Source organism: Streptomyces sp. NPDC057445 (assembly GCF_042802855.1).
Taxonomy (GTDB): Bacteria; Actinomycetota; Actinomycetes; order Streptomycetales; family Streptomycetaceae; genus Streptomyces.
In genome coordinates this window covers 56,349-79,233 of the sequence record NZ_JBHVDH010000027.1, presented here as the reverse complement: position 1 = coordinate 79,233, position 22,885 = coordinate 56,349, and the positions used below count along the sequence as shown (strand labels likewise).

The 22,885-nt window shown below is 69.0% G+C and carries 19 protein-coding genes and 1 pseudogene; 8 read left to right on the top strand and 12 right to left on the bottom strand.

Annotated elements, in window-relative coordinates; genetic code table 11:
* Positions 1 to 233 precede the first annotated feature (233 nt).
* Together ACFU5O_RS33745 and ACFU5O_RS33740 are read right to left on the bottom strand one after the other, a co-directional pair.
* Positions 234 to 1,397 (bottom strand): aminotransferase class V-fold PLP-dependent enzyme, encoded by a 1,164-nt coding sequence (locus ACFU5O_RS33745; protein WP_384246218.1) that lies wholly within the window; start codon positions 1,395 to 1,397, stop codon positions 234 to 236.
* A 1,179-nt stretch (positions 1,398 to 2,576) separates the two neighbouring features.
* Entirely contained in the window at positions 2,577 to 3,149 is a 573-nt protein-coding gene (locus ACFU5O_RS33740) for a TetR/AcrR family transcriptional regulator (RefSeq protein WP_384246217.1), read from the bottom strand.
* A 121-nt stretch (positions 3,150 to 3,270) separates the two neighbouring features.
* Between ACFU5O_RS33740 and ACFU5O_RS33735 the strand changes: the two genes are divergently transcribed.
* A complete protein-coding gene (locus ACFU5O_RS33735) occupies positions 3,271 to 3,711 on the top strand; it encodes a nuclear transport factor 2 family protein (RefSeq protein WP_384246216.1) in 441 nt (146 codons plus the stop codon).
* A gap of 700 nt (positions 3,712 to 4,411) precedes the next feature.
* Here the strand turns inward: ACFU5O_RS33735 and ACFU5O_RS33730 are convergent.
* Genes ACFU5O_RS33730 through ACFU5O_RS33720 form a run of 3 tightly spaced genes read right to left on the bottom strand, consistent with a single transcriptional unit; the run spans position 4,412 to position 5,226 of the window.
* Positions 4,412 to 4,849: a hypothetical protein gene (locus ACFU5O_RS33730; protein ID WP_384246214.1), complete on the bottom strand. Its 438-nt coding sequence runs from the start codon at positions 4,847 to 4,849 to the stop codon at positions 4,412 to 4,414.
* Complete coding sequence (locus ACFU5O_RS33725) at positions 4,789 to 4,917, bottom strand: winged helix-turn-helix domain-containing protein (protein ID WP_384246212.1); 129 nt, start codon at positions 4,915 to 4,917, stop codon at positions 4,789 to 4,791. The genes ACFU5O_RS33730 and ACFU5O_RS33725 overlap by 61 nt, the downstream gene beginning before the upstream one ends.
* Before the next feature lie 3 nt (positions 4,918 to 4,920).
* Positions 4,921 to 5,226: a helix-turn-helix domain-containing protein gene (locus ACFU5O_RS33720; protein ID WP_384246211.1), complete on the bottom strand. Its 306-nt coding sequence runs from the start codon at positions 5,224 to 5,226 to the stop codon at positions 4,921 to 4,923.
* A 205-nt stretch (positions 5,227 to 5,431) separates the two neighbouring features.
* Here ACFU5O_RS33720 and ACFU5O_RS33715 point away from each other — a divergent pair, with 205 nt between their 5' ends.
* Complete coding sequence (locus ACFU5O_RS33715) at positions 5,432 to 7,396, top strand: protein kinase (RefSeq protein ID WP_384246209.1); 1,965 nt, start codon at positions 5,432 to 5,434, stop codon at positions 7,394 to 7,396.
* A gap of 302 nt (positions 7,397 to 7,698) precedes the next feature.
* Here ACFU5O_RS33715 and ACFU5O_RS33710 read toward each other — a convergent pair whose 3' ends face one another.
* The gene (locus ACFU5O_RS33710) at positions 7,699 to 7,848 is read right to left on the bottom strand and encodes a hypothetical protein (protein ID WP_384246208.1); all 150 of its coding nucleotides are present in this window, start codon (positions 7,846 to 7,848) and stop codon (positions 7,699 to 7,701) included.
* 317 nt (positions 7,849 to 8,165) lie between these two features.
* Here ACFU5O_RS33710 and ACFU5O_RS33705 point away from each other — a divergent pair, with 317 nt between their 5' ends.
* Positions 8,166 to 8,372, top strand: a complete 207-nt coding sequence (locus ACFU5O_RS33705) for a hypothetical protein (protein WP_384246207.1) — start codon at positions 8,166 to 8,168, stop codon at positions 8,370 to 8,372.
* A gap of 296 nt (positions 8,373 to 8,668) precedes the next feature.
* Here ACFU5O_RS33705 and ACFU5O_RS33700 read toward each other — a convergent pair whose 3' ends face one another.
* Positions 8,669 to 9,253: a hypothetical protein gene (locus tag ACFU5O_RS33700; protein ID WP_384246206.1), complete on the bottom strand. Its 585-nt coding sequence runs from the start codon at positions 9,251 to 9,253 to the stop codon at positions 8,669 to 8,671.
* Positions 9,254 to 9,735: 482 nt separating this feature from the next.
* Positions 9,736 to 10,320, bottom strand: a complete 585-nt coding sequence (locus ACFU5O_RS33695) for a flavodoxin family protein (RefSeq protein WP_384246204.1) — start codon at positions 10,318 to 10,320, stop codon at positions 9,736 to 9,738.
* A 790-nt stretch (positions 10,321 to 11,110) separates the two neighbouring features.
* Between ACFU5O_RS33695 and ACFU5O_RS33690 the strand changes: the two genes are divergently transcribed.
* Positions 11,111 to 11,518 (top strand): hypothetical protein, encoded by a 408-nt coding sequence (locus ACFU5O_RS33690; RefSeq protein ID WP_384246203.1) that lies wholly within the window; start codon positions 11,111 to 11,113, stop codon positions 11,516 to 11,518.
* Between the two features lie 772 nt (positions 11,519 to 12,290).
* Here ACFU5O_RS33690 and ACFU5O_RS33685 read toward each other — a convergent pair.
* Positions 12,291 to 13,031, bottom strand: a complete 741-nt coding sequence (locus tag ACFU5O_RS33685) for a hypothetical protein (RefSeq protein WP_384246201.1) — start codon at positions 13,029 to 13,031, stop codon at positions 12,291 to 12,293.
* Positions 13,032 to 13,263: 232 nt separating this feature from the next.
* Between ACFU5O_RS33685 and ACFU5O_RS33680 the strand changes: the two genes are divergently transcribed.
* Positions 13,264 to 14,802 (top strand): carboxylesterase/lipase family protein, encoded by a 1,539-nt coding sequence (locus ACFU5O_RS33680; protein ID WP_384246200.1) that lies wholly within the window; start codon positions 13,264 to 13,266, stop codon positions 14,800 to 14,802.
* A gap of 25 nt (positions 14,803 to 14,827) precedes the next feature.
* On the opposite strand, the gene ACFU5O_RS33675 is transcribed toward ACFU5O_RS33680, so the two are convergent.
* Positions 14,828 to 14,974, bottom strand: coding sequence for a hypothetical protein (locus ACFU5O_RS33675; protein ID WP_384246198.1), 147 nt, complete (start codon positions 14,972 to 14,974; stop codon positions 14,828 to 14,830).
* Between the two features lie 286 nt (positions 14,975 to 15,260).
* A pseudogene (locus ACFU5O_RS33670) lies at positions 15,261 to 15,571 on the bottom strand (CBS domain-containing protein); the annotation flags it as partial.
* A 681-nt stretch (positions 15,572 to 16,252) separates the two neighbouring features.
* Between ACFU5O_RS33670 and ACFU5O_RS33665 the strand changes: the two are divergent.
* Together ACFU5O_RS33665 and ACFU5O_RS33660 are read left to right on the top strand one after the other, a co-directional pair.
* Positions 16,253 to 16,657: a RidA family protein gene (locus ACFU5O_RS33665; protein WP_384246197.1), complete on the top strand. Its 405-nt coding sequence runs from the start codon at positions 16,253 to 16,255 to the stop codon at positions 16,655 to 16,657.
* A 77-nt stretch (positions 16,658 to 16,734) separates the two neighbouring features.
* Positions 16,735 to 17,229, top strand: coding sequence for a cupin domain-containing protein (locus tag ACFU5O_RS33660; protein WP_384246195.1), 495 nt, complete (start codon positions 16,735 to 16,737; stop codon positions 17,227 to 17,229).
* A gap of 415 nt (positions 17,230 to 17,644) precedes the next feature.
* Here ACFU5O_RS33660 and ACFU5O_RS33655 read toward each other — a convergent pair whose 3' ends face one another.
* Positions 17,645 to 18,517 (bottom strand): hypothetical protein, encoded by an 873-nt coding sequence (locus ACFU5O_RS33655; RefSeq protein ID WP_384246194.1) that lies wholly within the window; start codon positions 18,515 to 18,517, stop codon positions 17,645 to 17,647.
* Between the two features lie 654 nt (positions 18,518 to 19,171).
* Between ACFU5O_RS33655 and ACFU5O_RS33650 the strand changes: the two genes are divergently transcribed.
* The gene (locus ACFU5O_RS33650; RefSeq protein WP_384246193.1) at positions 19,172 to 22,720 is read left to right on the top strand and encodes a SpoIIE family protein phosphatase; all 3,549 of its coding nucleotides are present in this window, start codon (positions 19,172 to 19,174) and stop codon (positions 22,718 to 22,720) included.
* Positions 22,721 to 22,885: the final 165 nt, after the last annotated feature.

Sequence of the window (22,885 nt, the reverse complement as noted above, 5' to 3'; positions counted from 1 at the left end):
TTCTGCTCGACCGGGCCGCGGCTCAGTGCGCCCGGCCATTGCCGTGTGAGCAGCCGTTCCCTACGGCTTGGGCGTGTTCTTTCGCGTCCGGGCTCGAACGAAGCCCGTACTTGACCGCCCGGACGGGGAATCGCCGGACGTGGGCACGGCCTCCGGCTGATTCTATTGCTCCGGCCAAGGACGCACTGACCAGTACGAAGGCCGTGGGGGCCCGGTCGCAGTGTCGGGTCTCGTCAGGGTCCTACGGCCAGAGCTTGGTCGAGCGTGCTCAGGAGACGGTCCACGTCCTCGTCCGTGGTGTAGAGGTGGGGGCTGATCCTCAGCGCCGACCCGCGAGCTCCCACGTACACCTTTGTCCGTTGCAGGCTGTCGAGGATCTGCCGTCGCCGGTGTTCTGGTACGCGGATGCCGAGCATGTGGGGCCCCCGGGGCTGTGCGACGGGCAGACCGCGGTGCCGTGCCTCCGCGGTGATACGGCCGGTCGTGACGGCGAGAGTGGCGGCGATGTTCGGGACCGTCCACTTCGTGAGCTGTTCGAGAGCCGCGACGGCCATGGGGCTGAGTTCGAAGGCGGTGCGTTGTCCGACGTCGAAGCGTCTGGCACCGGACTGGTAGGCGTCACGGTAGTCGACCAGCCGGGCGAAATCCTGGGCGTCCTCGCGGAGGATCCAGTTCTCTTCCAGCGGGGTGCCGTCGTGGTGGGCGGGTGCCACGTAGAGGTAGCCGAGCCCGAAGGGGCCGAGGAGCCACTTGTAGCCGACGGTGACCACGAAGTCGGGCCGCAGGGCGGCGACGTCGAGCGGTACCGCTCCCGCCGACTGGCTGGCGTCGACGACCAGGCCGGCGCCCACCCGCCGGGCCGCCGCGGCGATCGCGTCGAGATCGAGCAGTGCGCCGTCCGTCCAGTGGACCTGCGGCACGGACACGACCGCCACGCTGTCGTCGAGGGCCGCGAGGACCGCATCGGTCCACGTGTCCTCACCGTTTCGGCGAACGGTCACCAGCCGCGCGCCGGTGCGTTCGGCGAACCGCCGCCAGGTGTAGATGCCGGAGGGGTACTCCTCGGCCAGGACCAGCACGCCCTGCCCCGGCCTCGCCGTGAGGTTCTGCGCGGCGACGGCCAAGCCGTAACTGGTCGCCGGGACGAGGGCGATGTCGTCGGGGCTCGCGCCGACGAGCGCCCCGAACAGCTCGCGCCGGCGTTCGGCGCCGGTGAACCAGTCCGCCGCCAGGATGTCCCAGGGGTGCGCCCGCCGTTGCAAGGCGGCGCGGCCAGCGGCCAGTCCGCTGCGCAGGGTGGGCGCGAGACTGGCGTTGTTGAAGTACGCGACGTCGTGGGGGATGTCGAAGAGTTCCCGGGCATTGGGCAGTGCCTGCGGTGACGTTGGGTCTGTCATGACGACCTGTCTACCGGTCCGGGACGATTTCAGCGCCTTGCTCGCGGTGGTGTTAGGAGGGTCGCACCACTGCGCGGCACCTGACGCCTCGAGCCCACCAGGGGTTCGAGGGCCTTGCCCTGCTCCGGTGCGTCCGATTCGCGCCCTGGTCGCCCCTTCGCCCCGACCGGACCGTGGCCACCAACACCGGTCGCACGGGAAGGGAGCAGGATGGCGAAACGCCGGAGGCCGCAGCCGCGGGACAGCCTCGGCCGGTTAACGTCGACGGGAATACCGATCTGGTTCGGCGTGCTGGTCGTCGGGATCGTGGTCATCACGATCATCAGGTAGGTGCAGCGCCCCCGAGCCGACCCGGGTTCGGGGGCGTCCCCATTCCTGCCATGCTGTGCGATGGCAGCGCCCTGCCGAAACGGGGGCCTGGTCCAGATGACCAGCCCCCGCCCATGAGGGCAAGCGTCAGCGGGTGTGGTTGGTCCGCTTCGGATAGTCCGGGTCGTCTTCTGCGGCCGGCAGACCCCTGTGCCCTTCCGACCACGGGTTCACCCACTGGCATCCTCCGCACTGGTAACGGCCGTCCAGGCCGGCGAGGCGGGAGCCGCAGCGGGGACAGTCGATTTCGGTGATCTCTGGCCCGTCCGGTACCGCCTCGGTGGGCGGTAGTTCGGCGACCTGCGGGGGCCGGACACACCGGCTGTACATGCCGTGGACAAGGCGGTGCGAGGCAGAACAGGGCCTGGATGTGGTGCTTTCCCTGGGCGATCTTCTTCTCGTAGTAGGTCCGGGATGCGGGGTCGGCGAGGGCGGCGAACGTGGCAAGGAAGCCGACTACATCGATACGGCCGAGCGAATCCGGGGTGCCCCGTCTTGCGGAACCGCCTTGACCCAGCATCACCGTCGGCCTGCGAGCCCACCGCCGGCGCCCGGCCTGGGCACGAACACGCGGAGACAGAGCCGCACGCTTCACCTGGTGAGTGAACTTGCTTCCCGCGGTGGACGGAGCTTTCGACAAGCCCCATCTTCCCAGGTCAGGAGCACTCTCCACTCATGCGATCTCAGCATCCGGGACGCCCAACACCGTGAAAGCCCCAGGCTGGATGATTGATTCCAAGGGGCCAGTCGGGTGTCGCCGATGCTCGCGATGGCGGTGTGCCTCGCAGACCGCTCGGCAGGGCCTTCGGTTCAGCGTGGCCGCAGCCCGTCGAAGACGACCTCGAAGATTCGCTCCCGGGGGGCCGGATCCGCTCCGAGTTGTTCCATCGCCCTGCTGGTGCCGGCCAGGAGGGCGATGAACTCCGGCAGACCCAGCTCCGGGCGGACCGCTCCCGCCTGTTGCGCCCCGGTCAGCAGATCGGACAGCCGGGCGTGGATCTCCATGGTCGGTTCCTGCAGGGATGCGTGCACGTCCACCCCGGCCGTAGCGAGCGCCTGGGCGAACTCGTTCTTGCCCGCGGATTGTTCCACCACCAGGCGGAAGCAGGCGAAGAAGGCTTCGGCGGGCCCGGTCTCGGCGGCCAGCTGCGCGGTCTGGGCTGCCATTGTCTCGAGTCTGCGCACCATCACTGCCTCCAGCAGTGCCTCCTTGGTCGGGAAGTGCCTGAAGAGCGTGCCGACCCCGACCCCGGCGGTTCGGGCGATCTCCTCGGTCGGCACGCCGACGCCGCGGGTGGTGAACACCTGCGTGGCGGTGTCCAGCAGCCTGGCCCGGTTGCGGGCGGCGTCCGCCCGCAGCGGGCGCTCCTGAGCGCTACCCATCCGTCTCCCGCCTTTCGCCGTCGACGGCAGAACCACCCTGGACAACCGGAGTCCCCAGTCCGTATCGTGAAAACGGAGTCGCTAGTCCGATTCTAGCTGTGGATCCCACTGGAGGTTGGTCATGCCTGAAACGCTGACACCGCGCGAGGTCTTCCAGAAACTCATCGAGAACATCAGCGCGGGGCGGTTCACGGAGCTGGCCGACCTCTATGCCGAGGACGCCGTAGTGGAGACCGTCTTCGAGCCGGCCGGTCCGCGCCGGATCGAGGGGCGGGCCGCACTCAAGGAGCGGTTCGCTCAAGTTTCGGCAAGTTCGCCCGTGGAGCTGACCCCGGCGAACGTGGTCGTCCGGGAAACCGACGATGCGGAAGTAGTTGTCGCCGAGTTCGACTACCACGTGCACCACCGGTTGACCGGACGGACATTTGAGGCCTCCAACATCCAGGTGCTGCGGGTCCGCGACGGCCTGATCGTCAGCAGCCGGGACTACCACGACCACCTTGCCCTCATCGTGGCCGGCGGCAATCTGCCTCAGCTGGTGGCGGCGCTGGAAGGCAAATAGCACCAGTGCCGTGCTCAAGGCCGGAGCCACTGGGGCCCCGGCCCGCATCGCGTGTCCGGCGACGGCTCAGCGCGGCGAACATGCGGTCCTGACCTCGATGATTTGCTGGTCGGTCACGTCCAGCGGCCGACTCGCAATGAAGTGCTCAGGGCGCTCGCCGGTATGTGCGGGTCTCCAGCTTACCGGCTGCGCGATCACCGATCGGGACCCTCGTGGGGCGGCTGATCAGTGAACGCGGCACCGGTACCAAGGAGCCGGCCGCAGCCAGCACGGCGCCCGCTACTGGCGCTCGGTCAAAACGCCAAGACCGCCCGCAATGAGCCCGAGGACGAGTGCGGCGAGCAGAACGACGGTGGTGTGCAGGGACAGGAACGGCGGCTCCGGCGTTCCGGGGAGGACACAGCGTGACAGACACGGGTTCTCAGAGCGAGGCGCGAAGTGACAAGGAGAGAGACAGACCGAAGGGGTGGCTTTTCGGGCTGGCGACGCGCAGGCGCGGGCGTCTGCAGGAAGTGGCAACTGGCAACGGGCTGGGCGTCGTGCGGCGGGTGCACCGCTCACGGCCGCTGTGGACACGGCCGTTCTCGCCGTTGCTGGCCGCCGCCATGGGTGGCCTCTGCCTGGTGCTGGTGCTGGTGCTGATGCGCGAGCCCGTCGCGGCGGTTCTTCTTGCCCTGCTCGTACCTGCCGGGTTGTTCGTCTACGCCTCTGCCGTGCCGTCGAGGCACCGGGGGGCCGGCAGTGGGTCGCGGTGTGCGAAGGCGGACTTGTCGTCGCACACGAGTGTCTCTGCGTAACTCTCGGCGGAGTGTGCGGTCGAGTCGTCAGGCGTTTCGAACGCGGTGTTGGCCATCGTTCCACAGGAGTGACCAGATCCCTTTGGTTGCGATCGGGCGCGTACGGCGGGAGGCGGACGGTGGTTGAGCCAGTCGTGCTCGGCCTCGTACCGCTTCAGCCTTGCTGCCAGGTGGCTGTTGAGGCTGTCCCAGACCACCATGATCGGGCCGCCGAGCCGGATGTGGGCTCGTACCAGCAGGTCCCGGTAGTCCTTCCAGGAGAAGCTCTTCCGGGCGCCCTTCAGCAGCAGGTGGCGGCGGGTACCTGCCAGGACCAGTCGTGCCGTTTCAGCAGACGCCACACCGTTGCCGCCGACAGAGTCAGCCGGAACCGGCGGCGGATCACGATCTGGACGGGCGAGGGGTCCACCGCTCATCCTCGAAGCCGTGCGCGGCCGGGCCCTTGCCCAGTTCCTCCTCGAGCGCGCTGAACCGGGTACCGGTGACGGTCGGGGAGTTCGCTGGACCTGCCGACCGCAAGGCCTTCCATCCCGACCTCACGCCAGGCCCGGCGCCGGCGCTCCGCCGAGCGCACACTCACCCGCAGGTTCTTCGCGATCACCGCAGTCTTCACACCCGCCGCGGACCGGGCACCGGCCTGCAGCCGGACCTTCTCCCGAAAAGCCCGACGCTCAGCGTTCAGGGCCCCCACCCTCCGGATAACGCATACCAACGGCATACCGCAGGGATCACGACCCCCGTCAATACCGACGACAGCCCGAAGTCCTGGGTAATGGCGGCCGGCTGTACGGGGCGAGTTCACCCCGCGAGTACCGCGCGGGGCCATCCGGCGGACTCCGTATCCTCGCCGATCGGGCGATCAAGGTCGACAACCGGCATGTCGCATTTGGTAATCAATCCTGGCAAGTCCTAGTTTGTGCGTCGTGACTGGGGCCGAGGGCGATACTTCGCGGGTGATCGCTGGGCGCTACAGACTGCTGCGACGGCTCGGAGCAGGGGGAATGGGCCGAGTCTGGCTGGCTCACGACGACGTGCTGGATTGCGACGTGACCCTCAAGGAGCTCGACGTACCGCCGGATCTGCCCCGAGCACAAGTGAGCGCCCGGGTGGAGAGGGCTCGCGGTGAGGCCCGGCATGCCGCCAAGTTGCGTAACCACCCGAACGTGGTGACGGTCCATGACATCGTCGAGCAGGCCGGTCTGCCGTGGATCGTGATGGAGTACGTGCCCGGCGCTATGGATCTGGAGGCCTTCGTGCAGGCGCACGGGCCGCTGGCGCCCGCGGAGGTCGCGGCCGTGGGGTTGGGTGTGCTGGAGGCGCTGGCAGAGGGGCATCAGTTCGGGATCCTGCACCGGGACGTCAAGCCGGCCAACATCCTCCTCGCGCCCGGTGGCCGCGCGCCTCACGCTTCTCTTCCAAGGAACTTCACCCGGGTGACGCTCGCCGACTACGGGATCTCCCTCGCGACGGCGTCTCAGGAGCCGCGGCTCACCGGCGCCTCGGGCATCGCGGGAACCCCGGGCTATCTGGCTCCGGAACGGGTGCGAGGCGGACAACCGACTCCGGAATCGGATCTCTTCTCCCTCGGCGCCACGCTGTACTTCGCGGCGGTCGGCAAAGGCCCTTACGACATGGAGACCCAGGCCGCGGCGTTGACAGCACCGCTGGTCGAGGAACCGAAACTGCCCGAGCACATCTCTGCGGGACTGGCGCAGGTCGTCGACGGACTGCTGGACCGGAACCCGGCCGAGAGGACGACCGGCGAGGAGGCGAAGAGGATCCTCACCCGGGTCGCCGCCGCCGACAGCCGCACCAGGACGGAGGAGTCGGCCGGCGTGTGGGGTGCTTTGCGGCCCGGCGGCGGGGGGACATCGGGCCCACAACCCGACGGGCCGGGCTCCGGTGGGCCGGGATCCGATGGCCGCAGTCAGCCGCTCACCGTCGCGGATTGGCAGAACCGGGAGACTGTTCCCGTCTCGTCCGGCAACTCCGGTCCGCCGCCGCGCCGGAAGCTGCCGGGACGTCTGGTCGTCGCACTTGCCTCGTCGGCCGTGGTGCTCCTGGGCGCGGGCTTGTGGGCCGGAGCGGTTCTGCTGGACGGTTCCGGCGACGAGTCTCCGCCTCCCTCTCCGACCGGGCCGCTTCTGCCCTACGGCGCCGCCGTGGGCCTGGCGAAAGAACTCAAGCCCGGCGACTGTGTCGCAGCCCGGTGGCAGGGCAAGAAGTTCGTTGGTGAGCCCCGGCTCAAGGTCGTGCACTGCACCAAGGGAGCCCCGACCGGTCAGGTGGTCGAGACACACTTGCCCGCATCCGTCGAGGATGCCGAGCGCGGCGGCAACACGGTCTGCGGCGCTCTGCTCAAGAGCACGGTCGACGGGATGGCGGACGCAAGATCGTACGCCGTTCCGCCGAGTGAGGAAGGCTGGGACCGAGGCGTGCGGGCCATGCCCTGCCTGGTCTCCAACAACACCGCACCGATCGGGGGGCCGGTCGGCCGCTTCCGCGCGATCGGGGACGAGTTTCTCGTAGGGAACGCATCGATCGGCGACTGCTTCAACTCGAAGGAAGTGCCGGACGGCTACTCGTTGCTCCTTGCGGACTGCGGCGTGCCGCACCAAGAGCAGATCGTGGGCTTCGTCCAGGCGCCGTCGAACATGACCTTCAAGGAAATCAACGCCGGGTTCGAGGCCGCCAACATGTGCGCGAACGATTTTGGGGCTGCCTACACAAACGACGTGCGTACCGTCCAAGGATGGTTGGACGAGTCGCATTGGGATGTCGGATTCCACTACGTGATGTGCACGCTCAACATGAAAGACGGATCGAAGCTCCCCGGCGGCACCGTCCAGCCCGCGCAGGCCCGCCAGAACGCCGCCCCGGACAGCTGACCTCTACCGGGGACAGCCGCATGCCGCTACCCGGTTGGCGGGCCTGGGCGCGTCCCACATCGGCCGCGCAGGGGAGGTAGTCGGCGATGACCGCGAGCTCCGCGTCCGAGTAGCCGTCCAGGACCGTGCCGAAGCGCTCGCGGGCGGCTCCACGGGTTTGTCCTCTTCCTCTCACGCCTTGGGGCGAACTGCGGTTGGCAGCCTGCCCGCCTCAAAGCCCCTGCCAACGGACATGGTCCGCCGTGGTCAGCGGATCGACGTCGACTACCTTCGTCGGCAAAGGACAGGTGCGGCCGGTCAGCTCAGAGACGGTGGACCGGTGCAGACGTCTTGGTCCAGTGCCAGTTGACGGGTGTCCACTGCTTCTTGAGGGCGGTGCGTTGCCGGGCGTACGCGCGCAGGGCCTCCTCGACGGCGGCCGCGAGGCCGGTGAGGTCGTCGGGGGCGGGCACGTGCAGGATCAGGACCTGCTTGTTGTGGACCAGCAGCAGGTCACCGGCGGGCGAGCAGGCGGTGAGCGTGAAGTGGGTCAGCGGCTTGAAGGCCTTGGTCTCGGTGTCCAGTTTGGCGCGCAGTTCCCCGGCCTTGTCCCACGCGTACAGGCCGTAGCGATTGAGGTGGAAGGCGTAGCCCCGATTCCTCTTCCGCCACCAGTTCGGTCAGGGCGGGCCTGCGCCGGTTCGCCAGTCCGACCGGGGCACCCTTGGTACGCAACGTGCGCGTCTGTGGCGAGAAAGTCTCGTGCTGCGGAGGTGACCTCGTCCCAGAGGTGCTGCTGGTCCGGAAGCTGATCGTTCTGCAGGTCGATTGCTGTCGCCAGATCAGCGATGGGTTGCAGCACGTCGGGGTAGTCGAGTTCGGCTGCGGTCTCCTGATGGATCAGCTTGGCTCCGAGTATGGGATCGAGCTGGCGCGCCACGATCTGGCGGGCCCACCAACGGGCCGCGGTCCAGCGCGCCTTGTCAAGATCGACTGAGGCCAGCGCCAGCAGGCCCAACTCTTCCAGCACAAGGTCGAATAGCTCGGGTGCCTCACTGTTGCGTCGACGCTGTGCCTCGCCCCCTCATCTTTCCGTGAAGGAAGTCCTACCATCGAGAGCCGGACTGTTGATCAGATGGCCGGCAGTACGCGCTTGCGCAAGGTCGCTGACGTACAGCCGCAGCTGTTTGATCAGCTTCAGCCTGTCCGCGACTTCGGGAAGTTCGCCGGCGCCCGCCACCGGACCGCTGACGCCCTGCGGCGGGGAGCGGCACCGTGCTTCGGTCTGAGACGTCAGCCGGTGCGCACCGCCGTAATGGTGAACCGTTCGACGTCGGCGATGTGTCCACCGGTGGAGGCGACAACTGTGAGCACCGGGTCCCGGGAGCCGGAGAACGGCACCGTCACGTGCCAGGGCTGCTTGTCGCCGCCCGCCGACGTGCAGCACGGTGAGGTGCCGAGCGGCGCGGTCGACGACGGCTGGCGCACCTGGACGCGGATGCTCTCGTCCACTCCGGAGATCCGCCCACCCGTCTCCAGCGGCGAGCGCACGAGCGATCCGTATGCTGGCGTGGTCAGGGAGAACGTCGTGTCGTCGGTGCCCACGACCTCCCACGGGGCATTCGGGCCGTCGCCGAACCGCACGAGGTGAATCACTGCCGCGGTACCGCCTTCTGGCCCCGTCGGTGCGACGCCGATGCGGGCGTGCCGACCGCTCACGGTGCGCGAGGTGATCCGGTCGATCTCCGTGAAGTCCAGGTAGTCACGGGTGAAGGACAGCGCGGTCTGCGCTGGGTCGAGATGCCAGGGCTGGTGGCCGCCGGAGCGGTAGGCACGCTCCCACGCCTGAGCTTGGGCGAGCGTGGTGAACGGCCACACGGGCTGGAGGCTCCAGGAGCCCAGGGGTGGTGTGCCGCTGGGACTGGGCGTGGCCGGGACCTGCGTGGCCGATGAGGTGGCCGGAGGAGACGGCGAGGGTGTGGGCGCTGTGCCTGTCGGTTCGGGCGTTGCCGACGCGGCGGGCGGCGAACCTGATGTGCGCGCGGACTCGCCGGAACCGCCGCAGGACGTGAGTGTCAGGCCGGCCAAGGTGGCTGCGGCGAGGATTCGGAATGGGAGCCGGATGTTCATGGGTGCCCCAGGAGAGGTGAAACCGACCGCCGATCGGCCCGTCCGGCTATGGTCCCACCAGTCCGGCCCGTGTCGAAGGGGCTGCGTCGTGGTTCGCCAGATCAGTTGCACAGCCGATCGGGCGTACGATCACGTGGCCTCGCCGCCTTCGGACGTGGCCGTCGGGTTCGCGGCGGAGCCGGTGCCGGGCTCGGCAGTCGGGTACGGCAGAGGTGCCGTCCCTTGCCTTGTCACTCCTTGTCGTAAGGGAATCGGGCGAGGGGCGCCTTCTGGGCGAAGAACGTCTTGGCCTGGGCGGTCGCCCGTTCGTCGGTGAGTACCTGGCCGGGCCGGGAGCCGTTGCCGAGCAGTACGCCGCCGAATCGCATGCCCATGTATGCCGCGGTGTGGTGCAGGGTGAGGACCAGTGGCTCGGCGACGACTTCCTCGCGGTGTGCCATGGCCGCCACGCCCCAAAGGGTGCGGCCGGCCATCTTCTCCTTGAAGCGGGGGTCCGGGGTGGACAGCCACTTCGACCAGTAGTCGAGGTAGCGCTTGGTGGAGGACGACACGGAGTACCAGTACAGCGGTGAGGCGATCACAACGTCGGTGGCAGCCAGCGTCGCCTCCCACAGCAATGCCTCGTCGCTCTCCTCCAGCGGCCAAGGGCCCGCCGCGTGGCGCGCGTCGTGATAGTCGGGCAGACGGAGCTGCGCCAGGTTCAGCCACCGTTGTTCGGTGTCGTCCGGCAGCTGTTCCGCCGCCGTACGGGCAAGCAGTTCGGTGTTGCCGTCCGCGCGGGCGCTGCCGAGGAGGAAGAGGAACGAACGGGCCATGGAGTGCTCCAGGATCAGCCCGGGTCGACATCCGCCGTGCTCCGGGATGCGGTTGAGTTCCCCGCCTCCAACCGCCCTCCACCGGCCGATATTCCGGCAGCGGAGCGCACCCGCGCAGCTCATCCGTGAGCCCGAACGGCAACATTCGACCGCGCCTGCGGTCCACTGACTCAACCGTCCGGGCTATCCGCTCCCCAGACCCCTTCTCCTGCACAAGGCACCCTGGTCAGCGCCTCGGCGCCCGCCAGGGGCTGCGAGGTGACGCGCTTGAGCTGCGTGCGCGCATCGATGCGCGTCTCGGGGGCGAGGCTCGCCCTGTAGGGATGGGTGGCGACGGGGCAGCTGATGGCAGGGCCGGCCTTGACGCGCCCACCTCCGGGTGGGCTGCTTCCGCGGCGTCCTCGTCACCTTCGGCGCTGCATCGGGCACGCATGAGGCACGGCGATTCAGCGCTCTGGGCCCTCTACCTCTGTACCGCCTGAGGTGAGCCGTGATCGTCCTGTTCGGAGCCACGGGCGGTATCGCGGCTGCGGGCCGGCCCGTGTTCAGGCGCGTGACAGTGCCTGATCGGCTTTCCGAGCTATGGATCGAATCCACGTGAACACATACGTAGATATATGATCATGACCTCCCTTCAGGGAGGTAACCGGGTCACGGGGGCATGGGGGCTTTGCGCGGCCGCGCGCATCCATCACCATTCTCAGCTCGGCGGGGATGCCCTCGGTCGAGGCGTGTCCGGTCCCGACTCCCCGTCGACCCGGGAGTACAACTGACCGAAAGGACCGATTCGTTGCGCGTCACGCGCCTCCTGGCTCTCGTCTCCGGAATTCTGCTCGCCGTCGTGGGCATGGCCGGCACCGCCACCGCCGCTCCCGCCTCGGCCACATTCGCAAAGGCGTCCGCATCCGCCACCGGTTACGCCGCACCCGACATGGTCTACTGCAAGCTCAATGTTCGTTCAGGAGCGACCAGTTCGTCATCCCTCCTGCGGACTCTGTACAACCGCAACGGCAGCTGCCCGGGTTCGAGCGGGCACGACTCGATCAACTGCTGGATCTCCAACTGCAGCGGCGCGATTCAGGGCGGCAGCTACACCTGTACGACCGGCGGCCGGTCGTACAGCACCTGGCTTCCCGTGAATCACCGCGGTACCCGCGCCTGGGTGGCAATCAAGTGCGGCACCTACGTCCTCCCGTAACCGCCACCTACAACGGACGAGCACCTCTGGTCGCCCGGGGCAGGTGGTGACCACCGCGCCATGAGGTGCTGTGAGGTGGTGACCCGGACATTGACGGTCTCCGGGAGCGGGCAGGCGCCTTCTGCCTCCGTACGACCGCAGCGTTTCGGTTGCGGGGCGGTATCCCCGGCAGTCGGGTGACCGCGTCGTCCCCGCAGTTCGATGTACGCACCGTGGGCCCCGCTGCGGTGCGGGGCTCGTCAACGGTGCGGTCTGCGGCGGGCGCGGGCTCTCGGTGACGGCTCCGGAGCAGGCGCGCGCCGGTGGCGAGGGCCTGTTCGTCGAGGATGGTTCCTCGACGAACAGGCACCGCTACCGGGTATACAGGGGGAAGGACCGGCCGAGGTCGAAATACATCCTCGTTCCGCCCCCGCTACCGCGAAAACCCGCCGCAGTCTGCAAGGTGTCGCCTTACCGGCTGGTGGACGGGGACGACTCTCGCCCACCGACACCGTGGGGGCGACGAGAACCAATTTTCTTCCGCATCGCTCTTCGAGCCCACACGATGCGGGGCCAGTCTCCTGCTTCAACATCTACTCGTACGACCACGCCCTGCCGGTCCACCGGTATCGAGGGCCAAGCCAGCTGGCAGGCCTTTCGCTAGCGGCTGGACCGTCATCCTCTGCGTAGATGCCGAAGGAGTCTCGGGAGGCCAGGTGGGCACAGGAGCCTGCGGCAAAGGCAGCCGCATCGGACCACCGTCGAGGTCCCGCGGTGCCCGGCGCGCCCGCCCCTACTGCGGGTTCGCGGTCTCGGCCCGGGTGCGTTCGTATGCGGCCTGGTCCAGGATCTCCCAGGCCGCTCCGCCGATGGCGAGGACGCCGCGGGTCGGCAGCGGGACGTCGCCGATCCGTGGGTTTTCCCGGAGCCGGAGGGGCAGGCCCAGGTCGACGCCGTCGAGCGTGGCCCGGGATGTGTCGACGAAGTACATCTGCTCCGGCATGAGCGTTCCCCTGTGGCCGCTCGGCATCACGCCGGACAGTTGCAGGTGGCCCATTCCCAGCGCGTAGGCCAGCCGCTCACGGACCCGGACCAGGGAAGGACGACGCCAGGTGGAGAGCGGCAGCGCGGAGCCGAACCTGTTGAGAAGACCGAGGAGGGGACTCGAGGAAGCAGTGAGGGTCCAGTCCAGCGGGGGCGCGTCCATCGTCACGTGAAGGGAAGTCGGGCCCGTCCAGGCGAGCCCGATGGGGGCGTGTCCCGTGTGGTCACAGGCGGCCCCGTAGTACCGGGGGCATGCCGTATCGAGTCGTGGCCCGTCGACGTGGATCGACCAGCGGCCACTCGGGTCGCGATGCCACACCGTGCGGTAGGGCCCGAAACTGCTCTCGGGGAAGACGCGCAGGGCCAGTACATGGCCCGAGTCGAAGGGCAGCCCGAACACGCCCCAGCCCTTGACGTACTCGTGACCGGGCCAGGGCGCCCGACCGCGTACGGCCGGGACGTCCGACAGCCTGGAGGAGAGGTCGAGCATCCACCATCACCCCGTGAGGCCTCTTCGGTACCCCTGACAAGCGTAGAGCGGGAGGAGCGGGGCGTCACCTCGTCGGTGCGCGCGACGCACACAGACGATCAAGACGGCGGATGCCCGACTCCAGCAGTCCGAGTCATCCGTAAATCGCTGGCGCGGCATCCAACCGCGGTGGATGATCCGCAGGGTCCGGGGCCGCCGCGAGCCCTCTCTTCCTGCTTGAGGGGAAGTTGTGATGACCGTTGCCGAGTCCAAGCCGTCCGGGTCCCGGCCCGAAGTCCGCGCGGCGGCCGGGAGGCTGCGCGGCATCCGGGAGGCGGGTGTGGCGGTCTTCCGTGGCATCCCGTTCGCCGAGCCCCCGGTCGGCATGTTGCGCTTCGCCGCGCCGCGACCGGTAGGGGGCTGGAGCGGGGTGCGGGAGGCCTTCTCGTACGGCCCGCCGCCCCCGCAAGGCGGGCATTTCGGCATGGACGCGCTGTCGGAGGACGCGGCGGGCGACGACTGGCTGACGGTCAACGTCTGGTCGCCCGAACCCGACCCGGGCGCGGGGCTGCCGGTGATGGTGTGGATCCAGGGCGGTGCCTACGTGATCGGCATGTCCGGCCTCCCCGAGTACGACGGTGGTCGGCTCGCGCGGGACGGTGGCGTCGTCGTGGTGACGTTCAACTACCGCGTGGGTATCGAGGGCTTCGCGCAGATCGAGGGGGCTCCTCCCAACCGGGGTCTGCTCGACCAGGTCGCCGCTCTCGAGTGGGTGCGCGACAACATCCGGGCCTTCGGCGGCGACCCTGACCGGGTCGCGGTTTTCGGGCAGTCGGCGGGTGGGGGATCGGTCGCCGCGCTGCTGGCGATGGACCGTGCGGCCGGGCTCTTCCGCCGGGCCGTCGCGCAGAGTGTGCCGGGCACGTTCTTCTCGCCGGAGCTTGCCGCGGACATCACTGCCGCCTGCGCCGCCGAGCTGGGGCTGCGGCCCACGGTGGCCGACCTGTCCGGTGTTGCCCCACACCAGCTGTCCGCCGCCGGTGACACGGTCGGCGCCAAGATGGACCAGTGGGCGCAACGCTGGGGCCGGCCCGCGCACAGAACGATCCCCTTCTCGCCCGTCGTCGACGGCGAGGTCCTGGCCGTCACACCGTGGCAGGCCCTGACCGACGGCGCCGGCCGAGACATCGAACTCCTCGTCGGCCACACCCGCGACGAGCAGCGCCTGTTCACCGCCATCAACGGTCTGCTCGGTGAGGTGAGCGAGGAGCAGGCGGCGAACGCCCTCCATGTCTTCGCACCCGGCCCGGACGGCGCACGCCGCTACCGCGACGCCTTCCCGGCGGCGGGCCCGGGCGAGCTGTACGAACTGGTCCACTCCGACTGGCTGTTCCGCATGCCGTCGCTCCACCTCGCCGAGGCCCAGACGGCTGCCGGCGGCCGCGCGCATGTCTACGAGCTGGCCTGGCCGGCCCCGGGCATGGGCGGCGCCCTCGGCGCCTGCCACGGCCTCGACGTACCACTCGTCTTCGGTAACCTGGACCGCGGCCAGCCTGCCATGCTGATCGGCGAAGCGCCCTCCCCGGAGGCAGAGGCCCTGTCCGCCCGGATGCGCGCCGCATGGGCTTCGTTCGCCGCCCACGGCGACCCCGGCTGGCCCGCGTACGACACCGGTCAACGCCTCGTTCAGCTCTTCGACACCCAGCCGGCTGTCACTGCCTACCCGGAAGAGCCCTCTCGCTTGATCTGGCAGAGCCACACCTTCCCCGTGCTGCCGCTGATCAGCCGGTAGCGCCGACCAACCCGGCCGGGCGGGGCTACTGGTTCTGTTCGAGTGGGGACTCGAGGAATGCCTTGGCATCGTTGGTGTAGCGGGTCGCGGCGCGTTCGCTGATGCCGAAGAGGGCGGCCAGGTGGAGGGCGTCGGGCCCGTGGGCGAGTGCCTCTTCGAGCTGTCGGTCCATCCGGATCCGGTTGAGCGTGACGCGGTCTCGCCGACTGATCCCCGAGCCAGTGGGGGCTGGCGGGCTTCTCGTTCTTGGGCGGTGTGCTCGGAGACGATCAGGTGGGGGTTGATGGTGTGGGGCCATCGCGGTGGCGGTAGAGGGGGTATTGGGGGCACGAACGATCGGTGGATGGTCCGGACGCTCCGTGCCTTCGCTGGGCCACGAGCCCTGACACCGCGGAGGCCGGATGCCGCGGGACGCCGGTGTCGGCGCAGGACCAGGTAGTGCGCACCCGAGGTCGTTGTCAGCCCGTGGAGATGGAGTCCAGGACGTCGCCCACCTTGGTGTCTGGCAGGGCTTCGGCGACGTCCGCGAGGGCGACCATGCCGACCAGGTCGTGCCCGTCGATGACGGGCAGGCGGCGCGCTTTGTGGGCGGCCATGGTGCGCAGGATCTCGTTGGCGTCGTCGTCGGCGCCGATGGTGACCGCTTCGCCCTGGGCCGGCACACCAACCTTGGTCTGGGCGGGGTCTTTGCCGGCACCAAGGACCTTCACCACCACGTCCCGGTCGGTCAGCATGCCCTGAGCCTGTTGTCCGTGCCGCAGATCGACAGGTCCCACGGCGACGGCTCACTGCGCCGCTGCGCGACCCGAACGCCTCAGAGGAACAGCCCCCAGGGCGGAGTCGGCGGGCACGATCAGGAAGACGAGCGCCGCGTCGGTGATGCCGGCCTCGGCGGCCGTTCGGCCCGAAGGCAGCTCGATCCCACTCCGGACCCCCACGCAACCGCAGTAGGAAGCTTTGATGAGGCTCTTTGAAAACGGCCAGCCCTGCTCTTCGTTCCCCACTCGGTCGAGCGATCCACCCAGGACCCAGCCGCCCGCTTGTTGAGTGTGGGGGCCACGACAGGGTGTGAGTCGTCGAGGGACAGGAAATCCCGGTGAGATTGATCTTGCTGGGGTTCGCCTACTTCACCTGGGTTTCGAGCTGGTGGGGGATGGCGCCAGCGCGCCCCCAAGGGGCCTATGAAGACCCTTCGGGGTTCGAGCGGCTCCACAGAGCGATCTTCGGAAGGAGAAGGTTTGCTGAAGGAGCGCGCAGCCTCCGGCGGACCGGCTCCGCGGTCCGGTCGATCGGGGCGACTCAGTGGGGTGCTGCATGATGCCTGCCTTAAAGCCCGGCCCTGGTACGGCATGTCCCAGGCTTTCCTCAGTAATCACGGCATAACTTCTTCCTCGAAAGAGGACTGTCCGTAACCGGCAGCGCCATGCGTCGTATCACCAGGAAGTGAGTCATGCCTGTTCAGGCGAAGAGATTCGGTTTTGGTATGCCGTGGGAGTCGCTCTACGGATACAGCCAGGCAATCCAGGTCGGTGACGCGGTGTACGTGTCTGGGCAGGTGTCCCATGATCGTGACGGCAACTTCGTAGGTGCCGGCGACTTCGAGCTCCAGGTCAAAACCACGCTGGCCAATCTGGACCTGGTGCTGGAGCACTTCGGGGCCGAGCGCAGCCAAATCGTGGAGAGCACGGTGCTGGTGAGGAACCTGCGGGAGAACTTCGACACGACGGCACACCTTCACGCCGAGTACTTCGGGGAGCACCGGCCCACCAGCACGGTCATGGGTGTCTCCGACCTGGCACTACCGGACCAGTTGGTCGAGATCGGCGCGCTCGTGCGTCTCGACGTGAAGCCATAGGTCGGAGTCTGCCTGGCTCCCACCAGTCCTTCAAAGCGCTGGCCTGGAACCACCTACTCACGAATTGGGAAGTCGCCATGTCCTACCCAGAGCCCCGCTACCTCGGCGAAAGGGGCCAGGCCAGCGCGCTGTTCCGACCTGCACCCCCGCAGCCCGACACCGGCTCGGGCGGCACCAACATCAGCTACGTGGCAAAGCAGGAGAACTCCAACGGCGAGTTCGGCCTGTACAAGATCGACATGGCGCCGAAGACCATGGGCGCCAGGGAACACTTCCACCGTACGATCTCCGAGTCCTTCTACGTCCTGTCCGGCGAGGTCCGCCTCTACAACGGCGAACGCTGGGTCACAGGAGGCGAGGGAGACTTCCTCTACGTACCGCCCGGCGGGCTCCACGCCTTCCAGAACGACAGCGACGACCCGGTGTCGTTTCTGCTGCTCTTCACACCGGGAGCTTCCAGGGAGGAGTACTTCGAGAAGGTGGAGAAGTACTCACAGCGCAGCCGCGAAGAGTTGAAAGCCTTCCGGATCAGGCACGACCAGTACAACACCACCGACATGCTCGAGGACTAGGCTGCACTGAGTGCTGCGGTCCCAGTGTCTTACGCCCGGGACCGCCCGAAAGCGCCGGCCGGTGCGGCCCGTCAGTCCCTGGCACCTCAACTGCTCGCACCCGGTGACGGCTCGTCAAGGGCGCCTGCGGCGTCGCTCTGCGATGAGCTGCGCCCATGCTGGACGACCCGCCCCGGCCCTGATCCTGGCTGGCCATCGGGCTGCCCCTCCTGTATGGCGCCCGTTCGCAGGCGAGCGGCCTATGGGTGGGGAGCCAAGGTGTACTTGGTGGAGCACTCAAAGGAGTACGTCGACAATCCTGGCCGCGGCTGTGACCGCCATGGTGTTCTCGACAGCCGGACAACGGCGTTGCCGGGACGGTCCGGTATGACGGTCTTGGCCCATCGACCCGTGCAACGCTCCTCGTCACGGCCTTCTACTTGCCCGGCTGACGACTGCACTCAGCCAGTTCCGCGAGTTCACGCTCCCAGTGTTCGGCGAAGTCGGAAGGCTGGGCGAAACCTTCCACTCTGGCGACCACGACCCCGGGCGCACTGGAGAAGATGACATGGGACCTGAGGACGCCGTCGAGGTTCCGGATCCAGATCGAGGCCAGCTCGTAGGAGCATCCGTCGAGGACGTTCACCTGGAAGACCCGCTGAGAGCAGTACTGTGCATCACGGACGAGATCGCTGTCCGGGCGCGGGGACCGTCTCAGCTCACAGTCGATACCGGACGCCGAAACGAATCGCTCGGCAGGCAGATCCAGTCCGAAGGGCGTCTGCGGGTGCCAGAGGGGTTCGGTGAAGGGGGCGTCCCGGCGGACGCGGTCCAGCCAGATTCCCTCGGCGATGGCCTCCACGTACTCGTCGTGAAACCTGAACACATAGTGCTGGGACGTCTCCAGCAGGGATCGTCCGTAGCGGTCCATGACGCGTCGGTGGTGCTCCGCCAGCCAGGGCGATTCGTTCACGACGTAAACCCAGCAGCCCGGCTGCGGCGAATACGGATAGGGCAGCCCTTCCTCGCGGATCACTCTGATCGCGTGCAACCTGTCAAAGGTCAATCGTCCCAGATCGCCGTACTTCCCGGTGTTTTCCCATTCGTCGGTCTCGAAGTAGAGACCTTCGACCGGTGGCCTGTCGAGGCTGTCCCAGTCCCCGTCATCGCCGTCTTCGTCCCAGGCATCGCTGTTCCGGGGCCAGTTGCCGTAGACCACCAGAGGGGACGAGACAAGGTCGGCTGCAATGGAGACCTCAAGACTGCTCAAAGAGAGCGCAGGCCGGTCCACGGATTCGTCGAATGTCACGACGTGACAATCCCCCAGGACCAACTGGTTGTCCATCGAATATCACTGGGCGCCGACGGGCGAGGCCCGACGGGACCCTGTGAACGTCCATCGCCAGGTGGCCTGGCGGAACACCCGAGTTGCGCTGCCCTTGCCGACTGACCCGCAGCCGGTGCGAGAGACATGCAAACAGAGCTGCAGGGATCGTGGTCCCCTGCCGATGGTTACCGACGGATCCTCACCTTCACCATCCGCGGCCGCGAACTGCCGGACAAATGCGCCGCGATCACCCGGCGGCGCCTGGCCAGCACGGGCGGCTCTCGCCGCGGCATCGGCTGGTGCCGACAGGGTCATCGGGAGATGCGACAAGGTGGCGACCGTAGCAGCACGCATCACATTTCTTCCCCGCCGTCCCTGCCGACACCGTCGGCGCCGACGGTGTCGGCCGCCCACAGGATCTGCGAGTCGAAGATCGCCGCCGTCCGCGTGCGGCTGCAAGCGTACACTACTGGGCAAATCACAGTTTTGATTATTTAACCTTTCAATTCTGGCAGGAGCGTAGCCAGAACCGTCGGATCCGGCGTCCGATCTGCCCCGGAAGGTCCGCAGCGAGTGGCCGTCGGCAGCCTTGGGAGGGCGCGGGCGGATCACAAAGGCGCCAGGAGGATTTTCTCGATGACCCGGCCCGATGACCCGCGCACCGCGGCGGCCCGGATGTTCGCCGAGGCCGGCGCGTTCGGCGAGCTTCTGGCCGGGATCGAGTGGGCGGCGACGCCGCTCGGGCCCCCCGAGTCCTGGCCGGGGCCCCTGGTGGACACCCTGCGCCTCATGCTCACCTCTGAACACGGAATGGCTCTGTACTGGGGCCGCGAATTCGCCACGCTGTACAACCTGGGCTCCACACCCATTGTCGGTGCCAAACACCCCTGGGCGCTCGGCAGGCCCTACAAGGATGTGTTCCCCGAGGTCTGGGTCCACCCCGTGAGCTCCCACTTCCACTATGTGACCGATACCCGCAAGCCCCTGCTGATCCCCGATGAGCCGCTCATCATGGAGCGCCACGGCTTTCCGGAACAGTGCTACTTCGACTCCGCCTTCCAGCCCGTGCTGCTGGACGACGGCACCGCCGGCGGTGTGCTGCAGATCATCACCGAGACCACCGGCCGGGTACTGGGCGAGCGCCGACTGCGCCTGTTGAGCGAGACCGGCGCCCGTACCGCCGGGCTGCCCACCCCGGGCGAGGTCGCCCGCGTCGTCGCGGAGGTGCTGGACTCCTATCCCGAGGAGATCCCGTTCCTGGGCCTGTATCTGGCCTCCGAGCCGGGGACGCTGCGGCTGGCGGCCTGCGCCGGACTCCGGCCGGCGGCCGAGGCCGCCGGGGCGGAGGTCGAGGCCCGGCTGGCGCAGGTGGTCGCCGACGGTGCCCCGACCACGCTGCCGGCCGCCGCGCTCACCGGCGGCAACACGGCCGGGCAGCACGCCGCGGCCTCCCGGCTCCCGGTCGAGCAGGCGCTGGCCCTGCCGCTGGACTGTGCGGGCCAGGTGGAGGGCGTCCTGGTGGTGGGCGTCAACCCCTGCTTCCCGCCGGCCGGAGCCTACCGGGACTTCTTGGAGGTGCTCGCTGCCGCTGTTGCCGGGGCGCTGACGGCCGCGCTCGCCCACGACGAGCAGCGCCGGCGGGCGGAAGCGCTGGCCGAGCTGGACCGGGCCAAGACCACCTTCTTCGCCAACGTCAGCCACGAGTTCCGCACCCCGCTCACCCTGCTCCTGGGCCCGCTCCAGCAGGCCCTGGCCGACGAGGACCGGCCCGAGCGGCGCGAGCAACTGGAGCTGGCCGAGCGCGGCGCCCTGCGCCTGCTGAAGCAGGTCAACACCCTCCTGGATGTCGCCAGGGCCGAGGCCGGGCAGATGCGCCCGGCCCTCGAGCCGGTCGACCTCGCCGGTGCCACGGCCGAGCTGGCCGGGGTGTTCCGCTCCGCCTTCGAGGCGGCCGGGCTGACGCTGGAGGTGGACTGCCCGCCGCTGCCCAAGCCGGTGTCCCTGGACCGGGAGATGTGGGAGAAGATCATCCTCAACCTGCTCAGCAACGCCCTGAAGTTCACCTTCACCGGCGGCGCCCGGGTGCAGCTGGCTGCGGCCGGCGACCGGGCCCGGCTGACCGTGGCCGACACCGGCACCGGCATCCCCGCGGACGAGCTGCCGCGCCTGTTCGAGCGCTTCCACCGGGTCCGCGGCGCCCGCTCCCGCTCCCACGAGGGCAGTGGCCTCGGTCTGGTGCTGGTGAAGGACCTGGTGGAAGCGCACGGCGGCACCGTCGGCGTGGACAGCCGGCTCGGCCAGGGCACCAACGTCACCGTGAATCTCCCCTTCGCCGCCGCCCACCGGCCCCGCCCGGACCCGCCCGCGGCCGGCGCCGGATCCCCCGGGGAAACTCCCAGGGAAGGAGGAGGCGGCCGGCCCGGCCGCGCCGCGGCCTATGTGGACGAGGCGCTGGGCTGGCTGGCGGCCGGCCCCGCCCCGGCCACCCCCGCAGCACGTAGCCCGCACGCTCCCGCGACCCACGATGCCCCCCACGGCCCCGGTCCGCACGAAACCGACCGCCCCCACCGGGCCCGCCTGCTGGTCGTCGACGACAACGCCGACATGCGCGCCTACCTCACCCAACTCCTGCAGCCCGACTACGACGTGCTGCTCGCCGCCGACGGCCGGGCCGCCCTGGAGATGGCCCTGGCGCAGCCGGTGGAGCTGGTGCTCAGCGACGTGATGATGCCCCGCATGGACGGCTTCGAGCTGGTCCGGGCGCTGCGCGCCGACCCGCGCACCAACCGCCTGCCCATCGTCTTGCTCACCGCCCGCGCCGGCGAGGAGGAATCCGTGCAGGGCCGGCAGGCCGGCGCCGACGACTACCTGGCCAAACCCTTCTCCGCGCGCCAGCTGCTGGCGCGCGTCCGCACCGGATTGGAGCTGTCCCGACTGCGCGAACAGGTCCTGACCGAGACCCGCAACCAGCTGGCCGTGCTGGCCTCCCTGGCCGACGCGGGCCTGCGGCTGTCCGCCACCCTCGACCCGGACCGGATACTGCAGACTGCCGGCCAGATCCTGCTGCCCGACTTCGCCGACCAGATCAGCATCCATCTCGCCGCCGCGGCACCCGCCCCGGCACAGTCACTCCCGGCATACATCGCTGGCACCCCCCTTCTTGACCGCGAGGCCCTGGCCACCGCCGCCACCCACGCGATCAACGGCACCGCCCCGGCCCCAGCCGGCCCGCACCCGCCGCCCCCCGCCGTGCTGGCCCTGCCGCTGCACGCCCACGACCAGACACTGGGGGCCCTGGTACTGGTCCGGCACACCGACTACTCCGCGGTCGAACACAAGTATCTGGAGAACCTCGCCCACCGCCTGGCCCTGGCCTACGACAACGCCACCCGGTACCACAACGAGCGCCGCCTCGCCCTGACCCTGCAGCGCGCCCTGCTGCCCCACCGCCTGCCCCAGGCGCCCGGGGTGCGCCTGGCCGCCCACTACCGGGCCAGCAACCGCGGCGCCGAGGTCGGTGGCGACTGGTACGACGTGCTCGCACTGCCCGACGGTGCCGTGGGGCTGGCCATCGGCGACGTCATGGGCCACGACGTGGAGGCCGCCATCGTGATGGGCCAACTCCGCTCCGCCCTGCACAGCCTCGCGATGGAGGGCGCCGACCCGGCCCAGGTGCTGGCCAGGCTGGACGCCTACCTGCAATCGCTCGCCACCGAACGCTTCGCCACCTGCCTGTACGCGGTCTACAACCCACACCGCCACCGCCTGCGCTACGCCGCCAGCGGGCACCTGCCGCCCCTGCTGGTAGCCGCCGACACCGCCTACCTGGAGCTGCCCCCGGCACTGCCGCTGGGACTGGGCAGCACCCCGGTCGACCGCGAGGTGGCGTTCCCGCCCGGCACCAGCCTGCTGCTGTACACCGACGGCCTGGTGGAAAACCGGGCACTGGACCTGGACGGCTGCCTGGCGGCCCTCTGCCAGACCTGCGGCGCGCTGCCCGCCGCCGCCCGCACCGACCCCCAGCAGATCACCGAACGGGCCCTGGAGCTGCTGAACACCCCCGACCGGGTCGACGACGACACCGCCCTGCTCGCCGCCACCGCCGAACCATCGTGTCGAACCGGCGACCCGCCGGCTGACGGAAGTGCCATACAACCGACCGCTACTGCTCGTCGTTATTGCTAAGGAAGCGGTGGATTTGCTTCGCCAATCCACCGCTGACCAACTGTCTTCATTGCTGATGGAGCCGCGGATCCTGGGCGGTGGCTATCCGAATCGTCTGCGTGTCCACCGAGGCCAAGATCATCTCGCCGAACCAATCGGTGAGCGAGACGTGCGTCGTCCGGCGGC

Coding starts and splice junctions, on each gene's coding strand:
- ACFU5O_RS33735 (WP_384246216.1), top strand. CDS start 3,271: ATGCCTGAAACGCTGACACCGCGCGAGGTCTTCCAGAAACTCATCGAG.
- ACFU5O_RS33665 (WP_384246197.1), top strand. CDS start 16,253: ATGCCTGTTCAGGCGAAGAGATTCGGTTTTGGTATGCCGTGGGAGTCG.
- ACFU5O_RS33695 (WP_384246204.1), bottom strand. CDS start 10,320: ATGGCCCGTTCGTTCCTCTTCCTCCTCGGCAGCGCCCGCGCGGACGGC.
- ACFU5O_RS33745 (WP_384246218.1), bottom strand. CDS start 1,397: ATGACAGACCCAACGTCACCGCAGGCACTGCCCAATGCCCGGGAACTC.
- ACFU5O_RS33685 (WP_384246201.1), bottom strand. CDS start 13,031: ATGCTCGACCTCTCCTCCAGGCTGTCGGACGTCCCGGCCGTACGCGGT.
- ACFU5O_RS33680 (WP_384246200.1), top strand. CDS start 13,264: ATGACCGTTGCCGAGTCCAAGCCGTCCGGGTCCCGGCCCGAAGTCCGC.
- ACFU5O_RS33650 (WP_384246193.1), top strand. CDS start 19,172: ATGACCCGGCCCGATGACCCGCGCACCGCGGCGGCCCGGATGTTCGCC.
- ACFU5O_RS33675 (WP_384246198.1), bottom strand. CDS start 14,974: ATGGACCGACAGCTCGAAGAGGCACTCGCCCACGGGCCCGACGCCCTC.
- ACFU5O_RS33720 (WP_384246211.1), bottom strand. CDS start 5,226: ATGCCGTTGGTATGCGTTATCCGGAGGGTGGGGGCCCTGAACGCTGAG.
- ACFU5O_RS33660 (WP_384246195.1), top strand. CDS start 16,735: ATGTCCTACCCAGAGCCCCGCTACCTCGGCGAAAGGGGCCAGGCCAGC.
- ACFU5O_RS33740 (WP_384246217.1), bottom strand. CDS start 3,149: ATGGGTAGCGCTCAGGAGCGCCCGCTGCGGGCGGACGCCGCCCGCAAC.